Raw genomic sequence first — 15,372 nt, 5'->3', positions numbered from 1 at the left:
TCAGCGGATCTCCACTTCCGACCAGTCGAGCCCGTCGAGGTTCACCACGATCGCCTCCTGCGTGGTGCGCGCGATGACGACGACGGCCTCGGCGCCGGGGTCGGGGTTCTCCTCGCGGTGCGGCACGAACGGCGGTACGAAGACGTAGTCGCCCGGGCTGGTCTCGATGCGGTGCTCCACCGGCTCGTCGCCCTCCACGTCGAGGAAGACGAACGCGGGATGCCCTGACACGACGTAGATGGCGGTCTCGGACGCCCCGTGGTGGTGGTTGCCCGACGCGGTGGACGCGGCGACGTGCGTCTCACCCATCCAGAGGCCGGACGAGCCGACGGTCTTGCCGCTGACGGCCTCGAGCCGGGTCATCCCGGACGTCTGCCCGGTGCGGCCGAGCAGCCCGCTCGGGGCGACGTGGTGCAGGGTCCGGTGGAACGGGTCGATGCCGGCGGGCACGAGGACCCCGCTGGGCGTACGGATGAGGGGCTGGCCGGGCATCAGGCTCCTTTGGCGAGGGGCGGCACTTCGGTCAGGACGGGGGTCGTCAGGAGGCGGCGCAGCGTGTCCGCGACGCGTTCGGACACCGCAAGCGCGACGTCCTTGCGCGTCCACAACGCCAGCGGCAGCGGCTTGGGCCGGGGCAGGTCGTCGCGGGGCACGAGGCCGTCGGGCGTCTGCCCGAGCGTCGCGAGCAGCGCCACCCCGGCGCCGGCACTGACGGCGGCCTGCACGCCGGCGAGCTGGTTGGCCTCCGCGGCGACGGCGACGGGGATCGCGTGGTGCCCCAGCGTCGTCAGCGCGCGGTCGCGCAGCGCGCACGGGTGGTCGAAGGCGACGACGGGCAGCGGCTCGCCGCGCCTGGGCGGCTGCCATGCGGGGGCGGCGTACCAGGTCAGGGCGAGGTCGCCGACCGGGGTGGCGTGCGGGTCGTCGGCGGGGCCGATGAGCAGGGCCAGGTCGATGCGTCCCGCCGCGAAGCTCTCGCGCAGCTTGGTGCCGCGGTCGATGCGGAACTTGACGCCGTGGCGGGGCTCGGCCTGGTCGAGCGCGGTCGCGAGGTGCGGCAGCAGCTGGGCGGCGGCGTGCTCGGTCGAGCCGATGACGATGGGGCCGCGGGTCTCGCCGGCGAAGCTGCGCAGCCCTTCGTCGTGCAGCGCGAGGATGCCGCGCGCCAGGCCGAGCAGCTTCTCGCCGTCGGCGGTGAACCGCGAGCCGCGGCCGCGCCGCTCGACCAGCGGGCGGCCGACGGCCGACTCGAGGCGGCGGACGTGCTGGCTCACCGCGCCCTGGCTGAGGTGCAGGGCGTCGGCGGCGCGCTGGAAGCCACCGGCGTCGGCGACGGCGACGAAGCTGCGCAACGGAGCGATGTCCAGCGTACGGTTCATGCGAGCAGCATAGCTATTATTCCTACCTGCTGTAAGGGTATTTATCACGTGACGTGATGAACAGCGATCACAAAGCGTCGTTGGACACCCCGGAGCGCCAGGCCGCAGGCTGGGACACGACGTCGCCGGCGAGGTGAACCCCCCACCGTCGCGCAGCGCCCCCCTCGCCCCCTCGCCCCTCCAGGCGTGCCCTCGCACGCCCATATGCACCCGAACACGTTGAAAGGCAGGCATCTTGTCGATCCAGATCCTGGGGATGGTCTCGACCACCTACGGCTCGGAGAGCGCCGGTTGGCGGGGTCCGGTCGTCGACCCCGGCTACCTCGCCGACTTCGCCCGCGCGCACGAGCAGGCCGGGTTCGACCGCGTGCTCATCGCCCACAGCGCCGGCTCGCCCGAAGGCTTCGCCGCCGCCGCCCACGTGCTCTACAACACCCAGCGCCTCGGCGTGCTCATCGCCCAGCGGCCCGGCTTCATCCAGCCCACCCTGACCGCGCGCAAGCTCGCGACCCTCGACAACCTCACCGGCGCGGGCCGCGTCGCGATCCACCACATCACCGGTGGCAGCGACACCGACCAGCGGCGCGACGGCGACTTCGCGGGCAAGGAGGCGCGCTACCGGCGTACGGCCGAGTTCATCGAGGTCCTGCGGCGCACGCTCACCTCGGCCGAGCCGTTCGACCACGAGGGCGAGTTCTACCGCTTCGAGGGCGCGTTCAGCTCGGTCAAGCCGCACGGCGAGGTGCCGATCTTCTTCGGCGGCCAGTCCGAGGACGCCATCCGCGTGGGCGGCCGCTGGGCCGACGTCTACGCCCTGTGGGGCGAGCCCCTGGCGCAGACCCGCGAGCGCATCGACCTCATCCGCGGCGAGGCCGCACGGCACGGCCGCGAGATCGGCTTCTCCCTGTCCGTACGCCCGATCGTCGCCGGCACCGAGGACGCCGCCTGGGAGAAGGCCGGCGCGATCCGCCGCGCGTTCGAAGGCAATCTGGCCGGCGGGACCAACGGCGGCACCTGGCGCATCGGGCGCGGCGAGAACACCGCGGTCGGCGCCAAGCGGCTCAAGGACGAGGCCGACGAGAAACTCGTGCACGACGAGCGCCTGTGGTTCGGCGTCACCCAGCTCACCGACGGCGGCGGCAACTCCACCGCCCTGGTCGGCACGCCGCAGCAGGTCGCCGACGCCCTGCTGAAGTACTACGACCTCGGCGTCCGCACGTTCCTGATCCGCGGCTTCGACCCGCTGCAGGACGTGCGCGACTGGGGCGAGGAGCTGGTGCCGCTGCTGCGGGCCGGCGCCGAGGCCCGCGAGCAGGCGCTCACCCCCGCAGGGCGAGGGTGAGCGGCGTGCGCATGCCCGTCACAGCCGTCGGCAGGGCCGTCAGCAGGGCTGTCTGCAGGGCCGTCGGTCTCGTCGCGGTGGTGGCGCTGCCGCTCACCGGCTGCGCCTCCCAGGCGTCCGTACGCCAGGCCGCCGGCAGCACCCTGACCTGGGGATGGTCACTGCCGTCCACCTGGGACCCGGTCACCTCGGCCGTCGGCAACGACGTCCACGCCCTGACCCTCGTCTACGAGGGCGTCACCGAGGTGGACGAGAAGGGCGAGGCACAGCCGGGGCTCGCCGAGTCGTGGACGTACGCCAAGGACGGCCGCTCGGTCACCTTCCACCTGCGCCCTGGACTGACCTTCTCCGACGGCACCAAGCTCGACGCCGCCGCCGTCAAGGCGAGCCTGGAACGCGGCAAGACCGCCAAGGACTCGACGATCGCGCCGCAGCTGGTCACCGTCGAGCGCATCACCGCCGACAGCGACACCGACGTGACCCTGCACCTCACCCAGGTGGACTACCAGATCCCGCTGCTGCTGTCGGGCAAGACCGGCCAGATCGTCAGCCCCGCCGCCGCGAAGGACGCCGCCGAGCTGGCCACCCAGCCGGTCGGCGCGGGCCCGTTCATGCTCAAGACCTACGTGCCCGGCTCGCAGGCGACGCTCGTGAAGAACCCCGCCTTCTGGAACGCCGGCCAGATCCACATCGAGAACCTCGTCCTCAAACCGGCCCCCGACCCGTCCGTCGCCGTCGCGGGCCTGCAATCGGGGCAGTACGACATAGCGGATATCACCGCCTCCCAGGTCGCCGGCGTCAAGGCCGCGGGCTTCCCGGTCGAGACGACCGACGTGCTGCCCGTCCGCGTCCTCGACGTGAACAACACCGTCAAACCGTTCGACAACCCCAAGGTCGTCGAGGCGATCAGCACCGCGATCGACCGGCAGGCGCTGGTGAAGACGGCCAACTTCGGGTACGGCACGCCGGCCTGGCAGCCGTTCCCCCGGGGCTACGTCGCCTACAACGCCGACCTGGACAACCTGTACCCGCACGACGTGGCCATGGCCAAGCGGCTGCTGGCCGAGGCCGGCTACCCGGACGGCGTGGACGTCCAGCTCGCGCTGAGCAAGGCCGACGACCCCGTGGGCGAGCTGATCCAGCAGCAGCTCAACGCCGCCGGCATCCGTACGACGCTCACCGTGCAGACGCCCGGCGTCAACAACTACATCACCCGCAGATACCCGTTCGTGCTCGACCAGTTCAACGCCCGCCAGTCGCCCGTGCAGGCGCTGCAGGTGCTGTTCGGGCCCGAGGGCCTGATGAACCTCGGCAAGACCACCCCCGAGGAGCTGCCCGCCGCCGTCGCCGAGGCCGGCGGGTACGCGCTGACCGACCCCGCCTACCCGGCGGCCATCCAGAAGGCCACGAAGATCGCGGTGACCGGCATGCCGAACGTTTTCCTGTTCACGGTCACGCGCTTCGCCGCGCACAGCCCCAAGGTGCAGGGCCTGCGCAACTGGGTGGACATCCAGCGCTTCGAAGGCGTCCGGGTCGTCACGTGACCACCATCGACCTGCGCGACCGCGCCCTCTCGCCGGCCGCCCTCGCCAGGCCCTTCGCCGCCCTGGGCAGGGCGCTGCTCATCGCGGTGCCCGTCCTGCTCGTGTCGACGTTCATCACGTTCCTGCTCGGCGGGCTCACCGAGCAGGACCCCGCCTCGGTCGTGCTCGGCGACTCCGCCACCCCCGCCGACGTGGCGCGGATGCGCGAGGTCTTCGGGCTCGACCGGCCACTCCTGGCGCGCTACGCCCTGTGGCTGTGGGACGCCCTGCACGGAGACCTCGGCGCCTCCTGGTTCACCAGGATCCCGGTCGCGCAGAGCATCGCCGAGCGGCTGCCGGTCAGCCTGTCCGTGGCCGCCGGGGCGCTGCTCATCGCCGCCGTGCTCGGCGGCGTGTCCGGGGTGCTCGCCGCCGTCCGGCAGGGCGGCCTGCTCGACCGCACGGTCACCGTCGTCACCTCCGTGCTCGCGACCGTGCCGGGGTTCGTCGCCGCGGTCGCGCTCATCACGGTGTTCGCGCTGCTCGTGCCGGTGCTGCCGGCGGGCGGCTGGGCGCCGCCGTCCGCCGGCCTGGCCACCTGGGCGACCTTCCTGGTGCTGCCCTGCGTGGCGCTCAGCCTGGACGCCGCCGCCGACGTCGCCCGCCAGCTGCGCACCGGCATGGCCGACACCCTGCACGAGAACTACGTCGTCGGCGCGCGGGTGCGCGGCCTGCCCGGCTGGCGGGTCGTCCTCGTCCACGCGCTGCGCAACGGCGCCGGGCCCGCGGTCGCCGTGCTCGGCATGCACGTGCCGAGGCTCATCGGCGGAGCCGTCATCGTCGAGACCGTGTTCGCGCTGCCCGGCGTCGGCGAGCTCACCAAGACCGCCGCGCTCGGCGGGGACGTGCCCGTCGTCCAGGGCGCCCTGCTCGTGACGATCGCGGTCGTGCTGGTCTCGTCGGCGCTCGTCAACGTCCTGCTGGTCAAGCTGCGACCGGCCGCCCGGAGGGAGATATGAGGACCATCACCGATGCCCTGCGCACCCGCCCGGGCAAGGTCGCGGCGGCCGTGCTCGCCGTGGTGCTCGTCCTCGCCGTGACCGGGCCCTTCCTCGCGCCGTACGACGCGCTGAGGAACAGCGCCGACATCCTGCGGCCGCCCGGCGCGGCGCACTGGTTCGGCACCGACTACCTGGGCCGCGACGTGCTGAGCCGGGTACTGGCCGGCGCGCCCGCGTCGGTGTTCACCGCCTTCGAGGCCGTCGCCATCGGGCTGGTCATCGGCGTCGTGCCCGGCATCACCTCCGTCTACCTCGGCCGCGCCTACGAGTGGATCACCCTGCGGATCATGGACGGGCTCATCGCCCTGCCCTTCCTGATCTTCGCGATCGCGATCGCCGCGCTGCTCGGCAACGCCGTCCACCAGGCGATGGTCGCGGTCGGCATCCTGCTCGCGCCGTCGTTCTACCGCATCACCAGGGCCGCCGCGCTCAGCCACGCGGGCGCCCAGTACGTCACCGCCGCACAGCTCTTCGGCGCATCCACCTGGCGGGTGCTGCGTACGCACGTGTGGTCGAAGATCGTGCCGACGCTCGTCGTCACCACCGCGAACGCCACCGCAGGCGCCCTGCTCATCGTCTCGTCGCTGACCTTCCTCGGCATCGGCGTCGCCCCGCCGGAGCCCACCTGGGGCGGCATCGTCGCCAGCGACCTCGGCTATCTGGCGCAGCGGCCGTACGGGCCCGTGTTCCCCTCGCTGTTCATCATGGCCACGGTCGGCGCGCTCAACCTGCTCGCCGACGCGATCAGGGACACCAGCGGCGATCGCGGCAGGGCCACGACACTCATGAGAGGAGCCCGCCGTGTCCGCCCCACCTGACTGTGCGACGGCCGTCCGCCCCGCCGCGCCGGCAGGTCCTGAGCACGAGCCGCTGCTGTCGGTACGCGGGCTGCGCGTCAGCGTCGCCGACGGCTCCGAGGTCGTGCACGGCGTGGACCTCGACGTGCCGCGCGGCTCGGCCGCCGGGCTGGTCGGCGAGTCCGGCAGCGGCAAGACCCTGACCTGCCGCGCCGTCCTCGGCCTGCTGCCCGCCGGCGTGAAGGTCACCGGCGGCGCGATCAGCCTCGCGGGCACCGAGCTGACCGCGCTGCGCGACGCCGAGCGGGCCCGCCTGCGCGGCACCCACGTCGCCGCCGTCTTCCAGGACCCCGCCTCCTACCTCAACCCGTCGATCACCGTCGGCAGGCAGCTCGCCGAGGTGCTGCGCGTCAAGGCCGGGCTCGGCCGCAGGGCGGCGCGCGAGCGGGCCGTCGAGCTGCTGGCGGCCATGGGGCTGCGCCGCCCGGGACACGTCGCCACGCAGTACCCGTTCGAGCTGTCGGGCGGGATGCTGCAGCGCGTGCTGATCGCCATGTCGATCACCGCGGACCCCGAGCTGCTGATCGCCGACGAGGCCACCACCGCGCTCGACGTGACCGTGCAGGCCGAGGTGCTGGAGCTGCTGTCCGAGCTGCGCCGCGACCGGGGGCTCACGCTCGTCGTCGTCTCGCACGACCTGGCGGTCATCGCGCGGACGTGCGAGACGGTCCACGTGTTCCGCGACGGCGCCGTGGTCGAGTCGGGGCCCACCCGGCGGGTGCTGCGGTCGCCGCGCCACCCGTACACGCGGAAGCTGATCGACGACCACGAGCGCTTCGGCATCGCCCGGGTGCGGGAGAGGAGCCCCCGATGAGCGCGCTGCTCGACGTCTCCGGCCTGCGCGTGGCGCTCGGCCGGGGGCGCGGACGCACGGAGATCCTGCACGGCGTCGATCTCACCGTGGCGCCCGGCGAGATCGTCGGGCTGATCGGCGAGACCGGCTCGGGCAAGACCACGCTCGCCCGCGCCGTGCTCGGCCTGGTGCCGCCGAGCGCCGGCACCGTCGCGGTCGGCGGGCGCGAGGTCGGCGGGCTGCGCGGCGCCGCGCAGCGCGCCTTCCGGCGTGGCGGCGCCGTCCAGTACGTCTTCCAGGACCCGCTGCGCAGCCTCGACCCCGACCGCACCGTCTTCGACACCCTCGTCGAGGGCCTCGCCGTCCGCGGTCGGAGCCGTGCCGAGCTGCGGGAGGCCGCCGAGGACGCCGCGCGGCTCGTCTCCCTGCCGGCGGACCTGCTGCCCAGGCATCCCGGCGAGCTGTCGGGCGGCCAGCGGCAGCGGGTCGCCATCGGGCGGGCGATCGCCGTCGGCCCCCGGCTGCTGATCTGCGACGAGCCGGTCAGCGCGCTCGACGCCTCGACCCGCATCACGATCCTCGAACTCCTGCTGCGCCTGCGCGAGACCCGCGACCTCGGCGTCCTGCTCATCACGCACGACCTCGGCTCGCTCGGCGGCGTCGCGGACCGCGTCGTCGTGCTCTACCACGGGCGGGTGGTGGAGACCGGCACCACCGAGGAGATCTTCCTCGCGCCGCGCCACCCCTACACCCGGCTGCTGGTGACGTCCGTGCCGTCCATCAGGGACGAGCAGCCCCCCGACCCCGCCGCCCGGCGCGCCCTGCGCGAGCAGGTACGCGCCCTGGCCTCCGCCGACCTCTCATGACCACCTGGAGCTCGCACGTGACGCACACCGGCGACCACCACGCCCCCGAAGGGCTGCGGACCCGAGGCACGGTCATCGTCGTGCCCGGCCGCGGCGAGACCCGCGCCACCTACGCCCGCCTGGGCTCCCGCCTCGCCTACGACGCCTACCGCGTCCGCGTCGTGGACCCGCCGCCCACGACCTCCGTCCTGACCGTCCTGACCGCCCTGGCCGCGCAGCTGACCGAGGCAGTCGAGGGCATCACGGCCGAGCGGCAGGACGGCCTGCCGCGCCCGCTCGTGCTGGTGGGCGCCGACCTGGGCGCCGCCGCCCTGTCCGCCCTGCTCGCCACCGCCTCTCCGCACGACGTCTGGTGGCCGGACGGTGTCGTCCTCGCCGGCCTCCCCGCCACCGATGCGCGGGAGGACGCCTCGTGGGAGGACGAGCTGGACGTCCGCACGTCCTGCCCCACCCATCGCGGCGTCCTGACCGGCGACGAGCGGGTACGGCGCGGCGCGCTGGCCACCGCCCTGCCGCAGGACCTGCTCGACGCGGCGTACGCGAACACCACCGGCATCCCCCACCTGCTGCTGACCGGCGACGCCGACCCGCTGGCGGACCTCGCCGCGATCACCGGAGCGGCCAAGACCCTCCCGAAGGCCCGCCTGGCCGTCGTCCGCGGCGCCCACCACGACGTGCTCAACGACCTCCAGCACCGCTCGGTCGCCGCCGAGATCGTCACCTTCCTGGAGGCGCTGCGCGAGAACCTCGTCCCCGCCGTCACCGTGGAGACGACCACCTGGTGATCATCGATCAGCGGGGCGGGCGCCGCTCGTCCTAAGCTGTCGGTATGTCCCCCGCTCTGGTTCTGCTGGACGGCCTGCGCTGGCAGGGTGCCCGCGTGTCCGGCGATCGCGCCCACACGCTGCTGGCCCTGCTCGCCCTGCGCGGCCGCGCGGGGGTCGGCGACGAGCGGCTGGTGGCGGAGCTGTGGCCGGAGGAGCCGCCGGCCAACCCGACGAAGGCGCTGCAGGTCGTCGTCTCCCGCACCAGGGCGGCGACCAGCGCGGCCGTCGTGGAGCGCACACCGCGCGGCTACCGGCTCGGGCTGCCCGCGCAAGACGTGGACGTCCTGCTGCTCGAAGCGCTGGCCGAGCACGCCCGCGACGCGCTGGCGGGCGGTGACACGGCGCTCGCCGTCCGGCACGCGGAAGAGGCGCTGGCCATGACGTCCGCGCTCGACGGCGCCGACCGGGTGGCGGGCGCGCTGTCCGAGCTGCGCGACCTCGCCGCCGCCTGCGCCGCCGAGGCCCGCCGGGTGGCGGCGATCGCCCACTCGCGGGCCGGCGCGCACGACCAGGCCCTGCCGCTGCTGGAGCAGGCCGCCGCCGGCCGCCCCCAGGACGAGGAACTGCTGGCCTGCCTGCTGCGCAGCGAGTCCGCCGTCCGCGGCGCGCCCGCCGCGCTCGAGCGCTACGAGCGCCACCGCGCCGAGCTGGCCGCCCGCCTCGGCACCGGGCCGGGCCCCGAGCTGGCCCGCGTGCACGCCGAGCTGCTCGCCGCCGACCGCCCGGTGCGCCAGGGCATCCTGTACGACGGCTCCACCCTGCTCGGCCGCGACGACGACATCCGCGCGCTGCACGCCCTGCTGCACGCCCACCGGGTGGTCTCCATCGTCGGACCCGGCGGGCTGGGCAAGACCCGGCTGGCCCACGCCGTCGGCAGGCACGCCGCGCAGCCCGTCGCCCACTTCGTCGAGCTGGTCGGCGTCTCCTCACCCGAGGGCGTGGTGGGGGAGGTCGGCTCGGCGCTCGGGGTGCGCGACTCGATCAGCGGCCGCCGCATCCTGACCGCCGAGCAGCGCTCCGACGTACGCGCCAGGATCGCCCAGCAGCTCTCCCAGACGCCCGCGCTGCTGATCATCGACAACTGCGAGCACCTGATCGAGGCCGTCGCCGACCTGGTGGCGTTCCTCACCGTGACGACCCGCGACCTGCGGGTGCTGATCACCTCCCGCGCCCCGCTGTCCATCCCCGCCGAGCGCGTCTACCTGCTGGGCGAGCTGCCGAGGCAGGACGCGGTCGAGCTGTTCCGCCAGCGCGCCACGGCCGCCCGCCCCGGCGTCCTGCTCGACGACGCGACGGTCGAGCAGGTGGTCGCCCGCCTCGACGGGCTGCCGCTGGCGATCGAGCTGGCCGCCGCCAAGGTGCGGGTGATGGCGGTGGCGGAGATCGAGCGGCGGCTGGCCGACCGGTTCGCGCTGCTGCGCGGCGGCAACAGGACCGCCCCCGACCGCCACCGCACGCTGCTCGCCGTCATCGACTGGTCCTGGAACCTGCTGGATGAGCCCGAGCGGCGGGCGCTGCGCTGGATGTCGCTGTTCGGCGACGGCTTCACCCTCGCCGCGACCGAGGCCGTCCTCGGTCCCGACGCCCTGCACGCCGTGGACGCCCTGGCCGAGCAGTCGATGCTGAGCGTCCGCGAGACCGCCCACGGCCTGCGCTACCGCATGCTGGAGACGGTCAGGGAGTTCGGCAGGATGAAGCTGAAGGAGGCCGGTGAGGAGGAGCCCGCCCGGCGGGCGCAGCTCGCGTGGGCGGCGGCCTACTCGCTCGGCCACGCCACCCGGCTGTTCGGCCCCGAGGAGTTCGCGGCGGCCGACGCGCTGCGCGCCGAGGAGGGCAACCTCGCCGATCTGCTCAGGCAGGCGCTCGCCGAGCCCGACCCGGCCACGACCGTGCGGCTGCTGGCCGGCCTCGGCGCGATGTGGTCCGTACGCGGCGACCACGAGCGCATCCTCGTGCACGGCGACGCCATCAGCGAGGCGCTCAGCGGCTGGACCCCGCCGCCCGGCCTGGTCGAGGTCACCAGGGCGGCGACGCTGGTCACGCTCTCCAACATCATGGTCGTCGCCGAGCACCGCGGCTACGGGCTGCTCGACCTGCTGCGCCGGCTGCCCGCCGGCGCCGAGACCGACCCCCGCATGGCGGCGCTGACCGTGGTGACGCTCGCCGGCGAGGGGCTCGGCACCCCCGCCATCCTGGAGCGGCTGGCCGAGCTGTCCACGAGCGACGACGAGCACGTCGCGTTCGCGGCCATGCGCCAGCGCGCCCACCTGCTGGAGAACGCGGGCGACGTGGCGGGCGCGGTCGAGGCCGCCGAGCAGACCGTGGCGCTGCTGAAGCAGGACGACGGCCAATGGCTCGGCGCGATCATGCACGCCATGCAGGCCCACCTGCTCCTGCAGCTCGGCGACCGCCGCAGGGCCGTCGAGCACGCCAGGATCGCCCTGCCCGTGCTGCACCGCATCGGCGCCTCCGACGACGAGGCGCAGCTGCGGGCGGTGCTGGTGTCGGCCGCCATCGCCGACGGCGACCTCGAGCGCGCGGAGGCCGAGCTGGCCGTCATCGAGCGCATCAACGACAACGAGCCGGTCATGGGCGGGGTGGCGACGCTCGCGCTGTGCTCGGCCGAGATCGCGCTGGCCAGGGGCGAGACCGACAGCGCGCTCGCCGCGTTCAGACTGGGCGTGCAGCGGGCGCGCGAGCTGCGGGTGCCCGGCATGGCGGACATGGAGGCGGCCCCGTGGACGGTCGTCGCAGAGTCGATCGCGCTGACCGCGCACGCGTACCACGCCCGAGGCGACGCCGTCCGCTACGGTGAGCGGCTGTTCGCCGACATCGCCCGCCACGACCTGCTCTCGCCGCACAACCCCCACCTCGACTACCCGATGTGCGGGTCGATGCTCTTCGGGCTGGGCGCCTGGGGGCTGCTGCGCGGCGCCATGCCCGCAGAGCGCGCGATCAGGCTGCTGGTGCTGGCCGAGCGGTTCTCGTACAACATCCTGCTGCCGAGCATGGCGATCGAGCGCATCGAGCCGCACGCCGAGCGGGCCGCGCCCGGCCTGCTCGCGGCCGTCCGCGCCGAGTACGGCGACCGGCGCGGTGCCGGCCTGCTCGGGGAGGCGCAGCGGTTCGTCGAGCAGGCCGGAGAGCTGACGGGCGGGTCACAGGTGCCGTTTGTAGCTGCGGACCGACAGCGGCGCGAAGATCGCGATGACGGCCAGGCCGGCGACGATCGTCCAGGCCACCTCGCCGGAGACGGTGGCGTGGTTGGCCAGGTCGCGGGCCGCCGTGACCAGGTGTGAGACCGGGTTGATCCGGACGAACGCGGCCAGCCACCCGGGCAGGCTCTCCACCGGCACGAACGCGTTCGACAGGAACGTCAGCGGAAACAGGATCATCATGGAGAAGCCCTGCACGGCCTGGGCGCTCCTGGCGATCGTGCCGATCCAGGTGAAGATCCACGCCAGCGACCAGCCGGTGAAGATGGCCAGCAGGATCGCGGCCAGCACGCCGCCCGCCCCGCCGCCCGGCCGGTAGCCCATCACCAGGCCCATGGAGAAGGTCAGCGTGGCCGCGATCGTGTAGCGCGACAGGTCGGCCACCATGGGGCCGGCGAGCGGCGCGATCCGGGCGATGGGCAACGACTTGAACCGGTCGAAGACGCCCTTCTCCATGTCCTCGCGCAGCTGCGTACCGGTGGCCATGCAGGTCGTCAGCACGGTCTGGGCGAGGATGCCGGGGATCATCAGCGGCAGGTAGCTCTCGACGTCGCCGGCGATGGCGCCGCCGAAGACGTAGGCGAACATCGCGGTGAACAGGATGGGCTGCATCGCCACGTCGAAGAACTGCTCGGGGTTGCGGCGCATCTTCTTCAGCGCCCGCCACGCCATCGCCATGGTCTGGCTGACGGTGTCCGCCACGGAGACGCGCCGGCGGGCGGCGGCCACCCGGGCGGCGGCGTCGACCGTCTCGCGGGTGGGTGCGATCGTGGTGGTCATCGGTCCTCCTCGTTGTCGTCGCCGTCCGTCTCGTGGCCGGTAAGGGCGAGGAACACCTCGTCCAGGCTGGGCTTGGCGACGCTGACCGACGCGATCGGCACTCCGGCCGTGCGCAGCGCGATCAGCACCTCCCCGGCCAGGTCCGCCTGGTCGAGCGCGACGTTCAGCCGGCCCCGCTCCGGGCTCAGCACCGGGTCGGAGCCGAGCACGCGCCGCACCACCCCCACAGCGGCGGGCACGTCGGCCGGGTCGGCGAGCAGCAGCTGCAGCGTCGAGTCGCCGACCGTGGTCTTCAGCTCGTCGGGGGTGCCCTCGGCGACCTTGCGGCCGTGGTCGATGACCGCGACGCGGTCGGACAGCTGGTCGGCCTCGTCCAGATACTGGGTGGTCAGCAGCACCGTGCAGCCGTCGGCGACCAGGCCGCGGATCGTCTCCCACATCTGGCCGCGGGTACGCGGGTCGAGGCCGGTGGTCGGCTCGTCCAGGAAGATCAGCGGCGGCCTGGTGATGAGGCTGGCCGCCAGGTCGAGGCGGCGCCGCATGCCGCCGGAGAACTGCGCGATCGGCTTGTCGGCGGCGTCCAGCAGCCCGAAGCGGTCCAGCAGGTCGTCGCCGACGCTGCGGGCGCGGGCGCCGGGCAGGCCCTGGAGGCGGCCGAAGAGCCAGAGGTTCTCGCGGGCGGTCAGATGCTCGTCGACGGAGGCGTACTGGCCGGTGACGCCGACGAGCTGGCGGATGACGTGCGGGTCGCGGGCCACGTCGACCCCGAAGATCTCGGCTCGGCCCCCGTCGATCGCCAGCAACGTGGCCAGCATCCGCAACATGGTGGTCTTACCGGCGCCGTTCGGGCCGAGGATGCCGAAGATCTCGCCGGTCCGCACGTCGAGGTCGACGCCGTCGACCGCGCGGTGCGTCCCGAACGTCTTCGCCAGCCCCTCGGCACGGACGGCCACGCCGGGTGGAATGTCGGTCATGCTCATGACCGCACTCTCGGCGGCCCGGGTTTCACCGCACCCTCGACCGGGTTTCACGAGCCCGCGCCGCCGTGAAACCTTTGCTCAGACAGCCGTGTCCGGCCGACAGGCGTCGGCGATCGCTCCCGGATCCCAATAGAAGGGGCGGCATTCGAGCATGCGGCCGTCCCTGACGGTGATCAGCTGCACGATCAAGGTGTCGACCTCCCGGCCGGTGGCACGGGCGCGAAAGCGCACCCGGCTCCGCACGACCACGGTGTCCCCGTCCCCCCAATGCTCCTGCTCCAGGAACTCCATCGACTCCCAGACCGCACTGAACCGGGCCAGGAACCGCTCCATGCCGTCGTGGCCGCGCCAGGTTCCTGAGCCGGTGAAGGGCAGGCCGGGAGCCTGATGCAGGGTCACCTCCGGATCCAGGTAGGCGGCGACGTCGTCGTAGCTCGCCTTGCCGAATCCACCCGCGGCCACGTACGCGGCCTCGGCCTCGTAGATCCTCTGCATCACCGTCCAGGCGCCGGCCTGGTCACTCGTCGTATGCGCTGTGCTCATGACACCAGCGTCGCCGACCGGGACGATCTCCGCTGGCGGCCATCAGACCTCTCACCCGTGCCTGCTCAGAGCCGGCCGGCGCCGCCGAGACCGGCGCTTGAGTAGGCGTTACTCAGGTGGATCCGGGCGGCCGCACCCACTCTGATGAGAACGGCTCCGCAGAGCACAACGGGAGGGGATGGCCGTGATCTACATCACGCTGGAGAGTTTCCGCTGTCACAGCGAGACCGACGAGGTCGGCTCGGACGAACCGTACATGATCGTCGCCGCGGTCGACCTCAGGCCGCCGAACTCGCCCGTGCCCAGGTCGCGCGTCTACCGGTACGGCCCGTTCGGCGACGTGGACGGCCAGGAGACGCACCAGGTGCCGTTCCAGTCGTTCTGGGGCCTGGCGGGCGAGGAGCGGGCGCTGCCCAACCCGGACGACGCCATCTTCATCGTGGGCATCATGGAGAACGACAACGGCGACCCGGAGAACCTGCGCGGCATCGTCGCCGCCACCGTCTCCGGCACCATCGGCGCCACCCTGGGCATGCCCCGCCCGACCATCGTCGGCCGGCTGCTCGAGGACATCAACTCCGCGCTCAAGACCGTCACCGGTGCCCCGAACTTCGACGACCAGGTCGGCCCGCCCCGCGAGGTGCGCTTCACGTCCGGTGACATCGCGCTGGCCGAGACGGGCAACCCGGCGCGGCAGTCGCTGCGCATCCAGGGGGACGGCGGCGACTACACGGTGACGTTCAAGGCGATCAACCGCGGTCAGGCCGCCTGGCGGTTCTGCGCGCGCTGCCGCGGCCTGTTCTTCGACGGCTACCCCACCAAGGGCGTCTGCCCGGCGGGCGGCGGTCACGCCGCCGCCGGGTGGATCTTCTTCCTGCCGCACGACCGGCCGGGCCCGCTGGGCGGGCAGGACCAGTGGCGGTTCTGCGACAGGTGCTTCGCCATGTTCTGGAGCGGCGACCCCGCCAACCAGGGGCGCTGCCCGGCGGGCGGCGCTCACAACAGGCAGGGCTACATGTTCTTCCTGCCACACGACCACAACGGCCCCGGGCAGACCGAGTGGCGCTTCTGCGACAAGTGCCGGGTGATGTTCTGGAACGGCGAGGCCAACAAGGGCGCCTGCAGCGCCGGCGGCGGCCACCGCGCCGCGGGCTTCGTCTTCAAGCTCGACTTCACCCCCTGACGTGGCACCCGCCCCCGGCCTCA

13 protein-coding genes and 1 pseudogene are annotated in these 15,372 nt (G+C 73.4%); 9 read left to right on the top strand and 5 right to left on the bottom strand.

The annotated features are described in order from the left end of the window. Nucleotides 1-492, bottom strand: coding sequence for a cupin domain-containing protein (locus ACFFR3_RS08435; RefSeq protein ID WP_379482882.1), 492 nt, complete (start codon nt 490-492; stop codon nt 1-3). After that, complete coding sequence (locus ACFFR3_RS08430) at nt 492-1,379, bottom strand: LysR family transcriptional regulator (RefSeq protein WP_379482881.1); 888 nt, start codon at nt 1,377-1,379, stop codon at nt 492-494. Before ACFFR3_RS08430 ends, ACFFR3_RS08435 begins: the two co-directional genes overlap by 1 nt. Nucleotides 1,380-1,614: 235 nt before the next feature. Between ACFFR3_RS08430 and ACFFR3_RS08425 the strand changes: the two genes are divergently transcribed. From ACFFR3_RS08425 to ACFFR3_RS08390, 8 genes and pseudogenes are all read left to right on the top strand, one after another. Beyond that, on the top strand, nt 1,615-2,721 hold the full coding sequence (locus tag ACFFR3_RS08425; protein WP_345407518.1) for an LLM class flavin-dependent oxidoreductase: 1,107 nt from the start codon (nt 1,615-1,617) through the stop codon (nt 2,719-2,721). Between the two features lie 11 nt (nt 2,722-2,732). Next, nucleotides 2,733-4,265 (top strand): ABC transporter substrate-binding protein, encoded by a 1,533-nt coding sequence (locus ACFFR3_RS08420; RefSeq protein ID WP_379482880.1) that lies wholly within the window; start codon nt 2,733-2,735, stop codon nt 4,263-4,265. Then, complete coding sequence (locus ACFFR3_RS08415) at nt 4,262-5,263, top strand: ABC transporter permease (RefSeq protein ID WP_364373157.1); 1,002 nt, start codon at nt 4,262-4,264, stop codon at nt 5,261-5,263. Before ACFFR3_RS08420 ends, ACFFR3_RS08415 begins: the two co-directional genes overlap by 4 nt. Continuing rightward, nucleotides 5,260-6,123, top strand: coding sequence for an ABC transporter permease (locus tag ACFFR3_RS08410; protein WP_345407506.1), 864 nt, complete (start codon nt 5,260-5,262; stop codon nt 6,121-6,123). The genes ACFFR3_RS08415 and ACFFR3_RS08410 overlap by 4 nt, the downstream gene beginning before the upstream one ends. Further along, nucleotides 6,107-6,976: an ABC transporter ATP-binding protein gene (locus ACFFR3_RS08405; protein ID WP_345407503.1), complete on the top strand. Its 870-nt coding sequence runs from the start codon at nt 6,107-6,109 to the stop codon at nt 6,974-6,976. Before ACFFR3_RS08410 ends, ACFFR3_RS08405 begins: the two co-directional genes overlap by 17 nt. Beyond that, the gene (locus tag ACFFR3_RS08400) at nt 6,973-7,821 is read left to right on the top strand and encodes an ABC transporter ATP-binding protein (protein ID WP_345407500.1); all 849 of its coding nucleotides are present in this window, start codon (nt 6,973-6,975) and stop codon (nt 7,819-7,821) included. Before ACFFR3_RS08405 ends, ACFFR3_RS08400 begins: the two co-directional genes overlap by 4 nt. 17 nt (nt 7,822-7,838) lie before the next feature. Then, complete coding sequence (locus ACFFR3_RS08395) at nt 7,839-8,606, top strand: alpha/beta hydrolase (protein ID WP_345407497.1); 768 nt, start codon at nt 7,839-7,841, stop codon at nt 8,604-8,606. Between the two features lie 44 nt (nt 8,607-8,650). Further along, nucleotides 8,651-9,793 (top strand): annotated as a pseudogene (locus ACFFR3_RS08390) (BTAD domain-containing putative transcriptional regulator); the annotation flags it as partial. Between the two features lie 2,013 nt (nt 9,794-11,806). Here the strand turns inward: ACFFR3_RS08390 and ACFFR3_RS08385 are convergent. The 3 genes from ACFFR3_RS08385 to ACFFR3_RS08375 all read right to left on the bottom strand — a co-directional run bounded on the left by ACFFR3_RS08385 (nt 11,807) and on the right by ACFFR3_RS08375 (nt 14,166). Continuing rightward, a complete protein-coding gene (locus ACFFR3_RS08385) occupies nt 11,807-12,643 on the bottom strand; it encodes an ABC transporter permease (RefSeq protein ID WP_345407491.1) in 837 nt (278 codons plus the stop codon). Next, complete coding sequence (locus ACFFR3_RS08380; protein ID WP_379482879.1) at nt 12,640-13,617, bottom strand: ATP-binding cassette domain-containing protein; 978 nt, start codon at nt 13,615-13,617, stop codon at nt 12,640-12,642. The genes ACFFR3_RS08385 and ACFFR3_RS08380 overlap by 4 nt, the downstream gene beginning before the upstream one ends. 84 nt (nt 13,618-13,701) lie before the next feature. Next, nucleotides 13,702-14,166: a nuclear transport factor 2 family protein gene (locus ACFFR3_RS08375; protein ID WP_379482878.1), complete on the bottom strand. Its 465-nt coding sequence runs from the start codon at nt 14,164-14,166 to the stop codon at nt 13,702-13,704. 184 nt (nt 14,167-14,350) lie between these two features. On the opposite strand from ACFFR3_RS08375, the gene ACFFR3_RS08370 reads away from it, so the two are divergent. After that, nucleotides 14,351-15,349 carry a hypothetical protein gene (locus ACFFR3_RS08370; RefSeq protein ID WP_379482877.1) on the top strand — a complete coding sequence of 333 codons (999 nt, stop codon included), beginning with the start codon at nt 14,351-14,353 and terminating at the stop codon, nt 15,347-15,349. The last annotated feature ends 23 nt before the right edge of the window (nt 15,350-15,372 follow it).

It is taken from the genome of Nonomuraea salmonea, assembly GCF_042428605.1.
GTDB lineage: Bacteria > Actinomycetota > Actinomycetes > Streptosporangiales > Streptosporangiaceae > Nonomuraea > Nonomuraea salmonea.
This window is presented reverse-complemented; position numbering and strand designations above follow the sequence as displayed.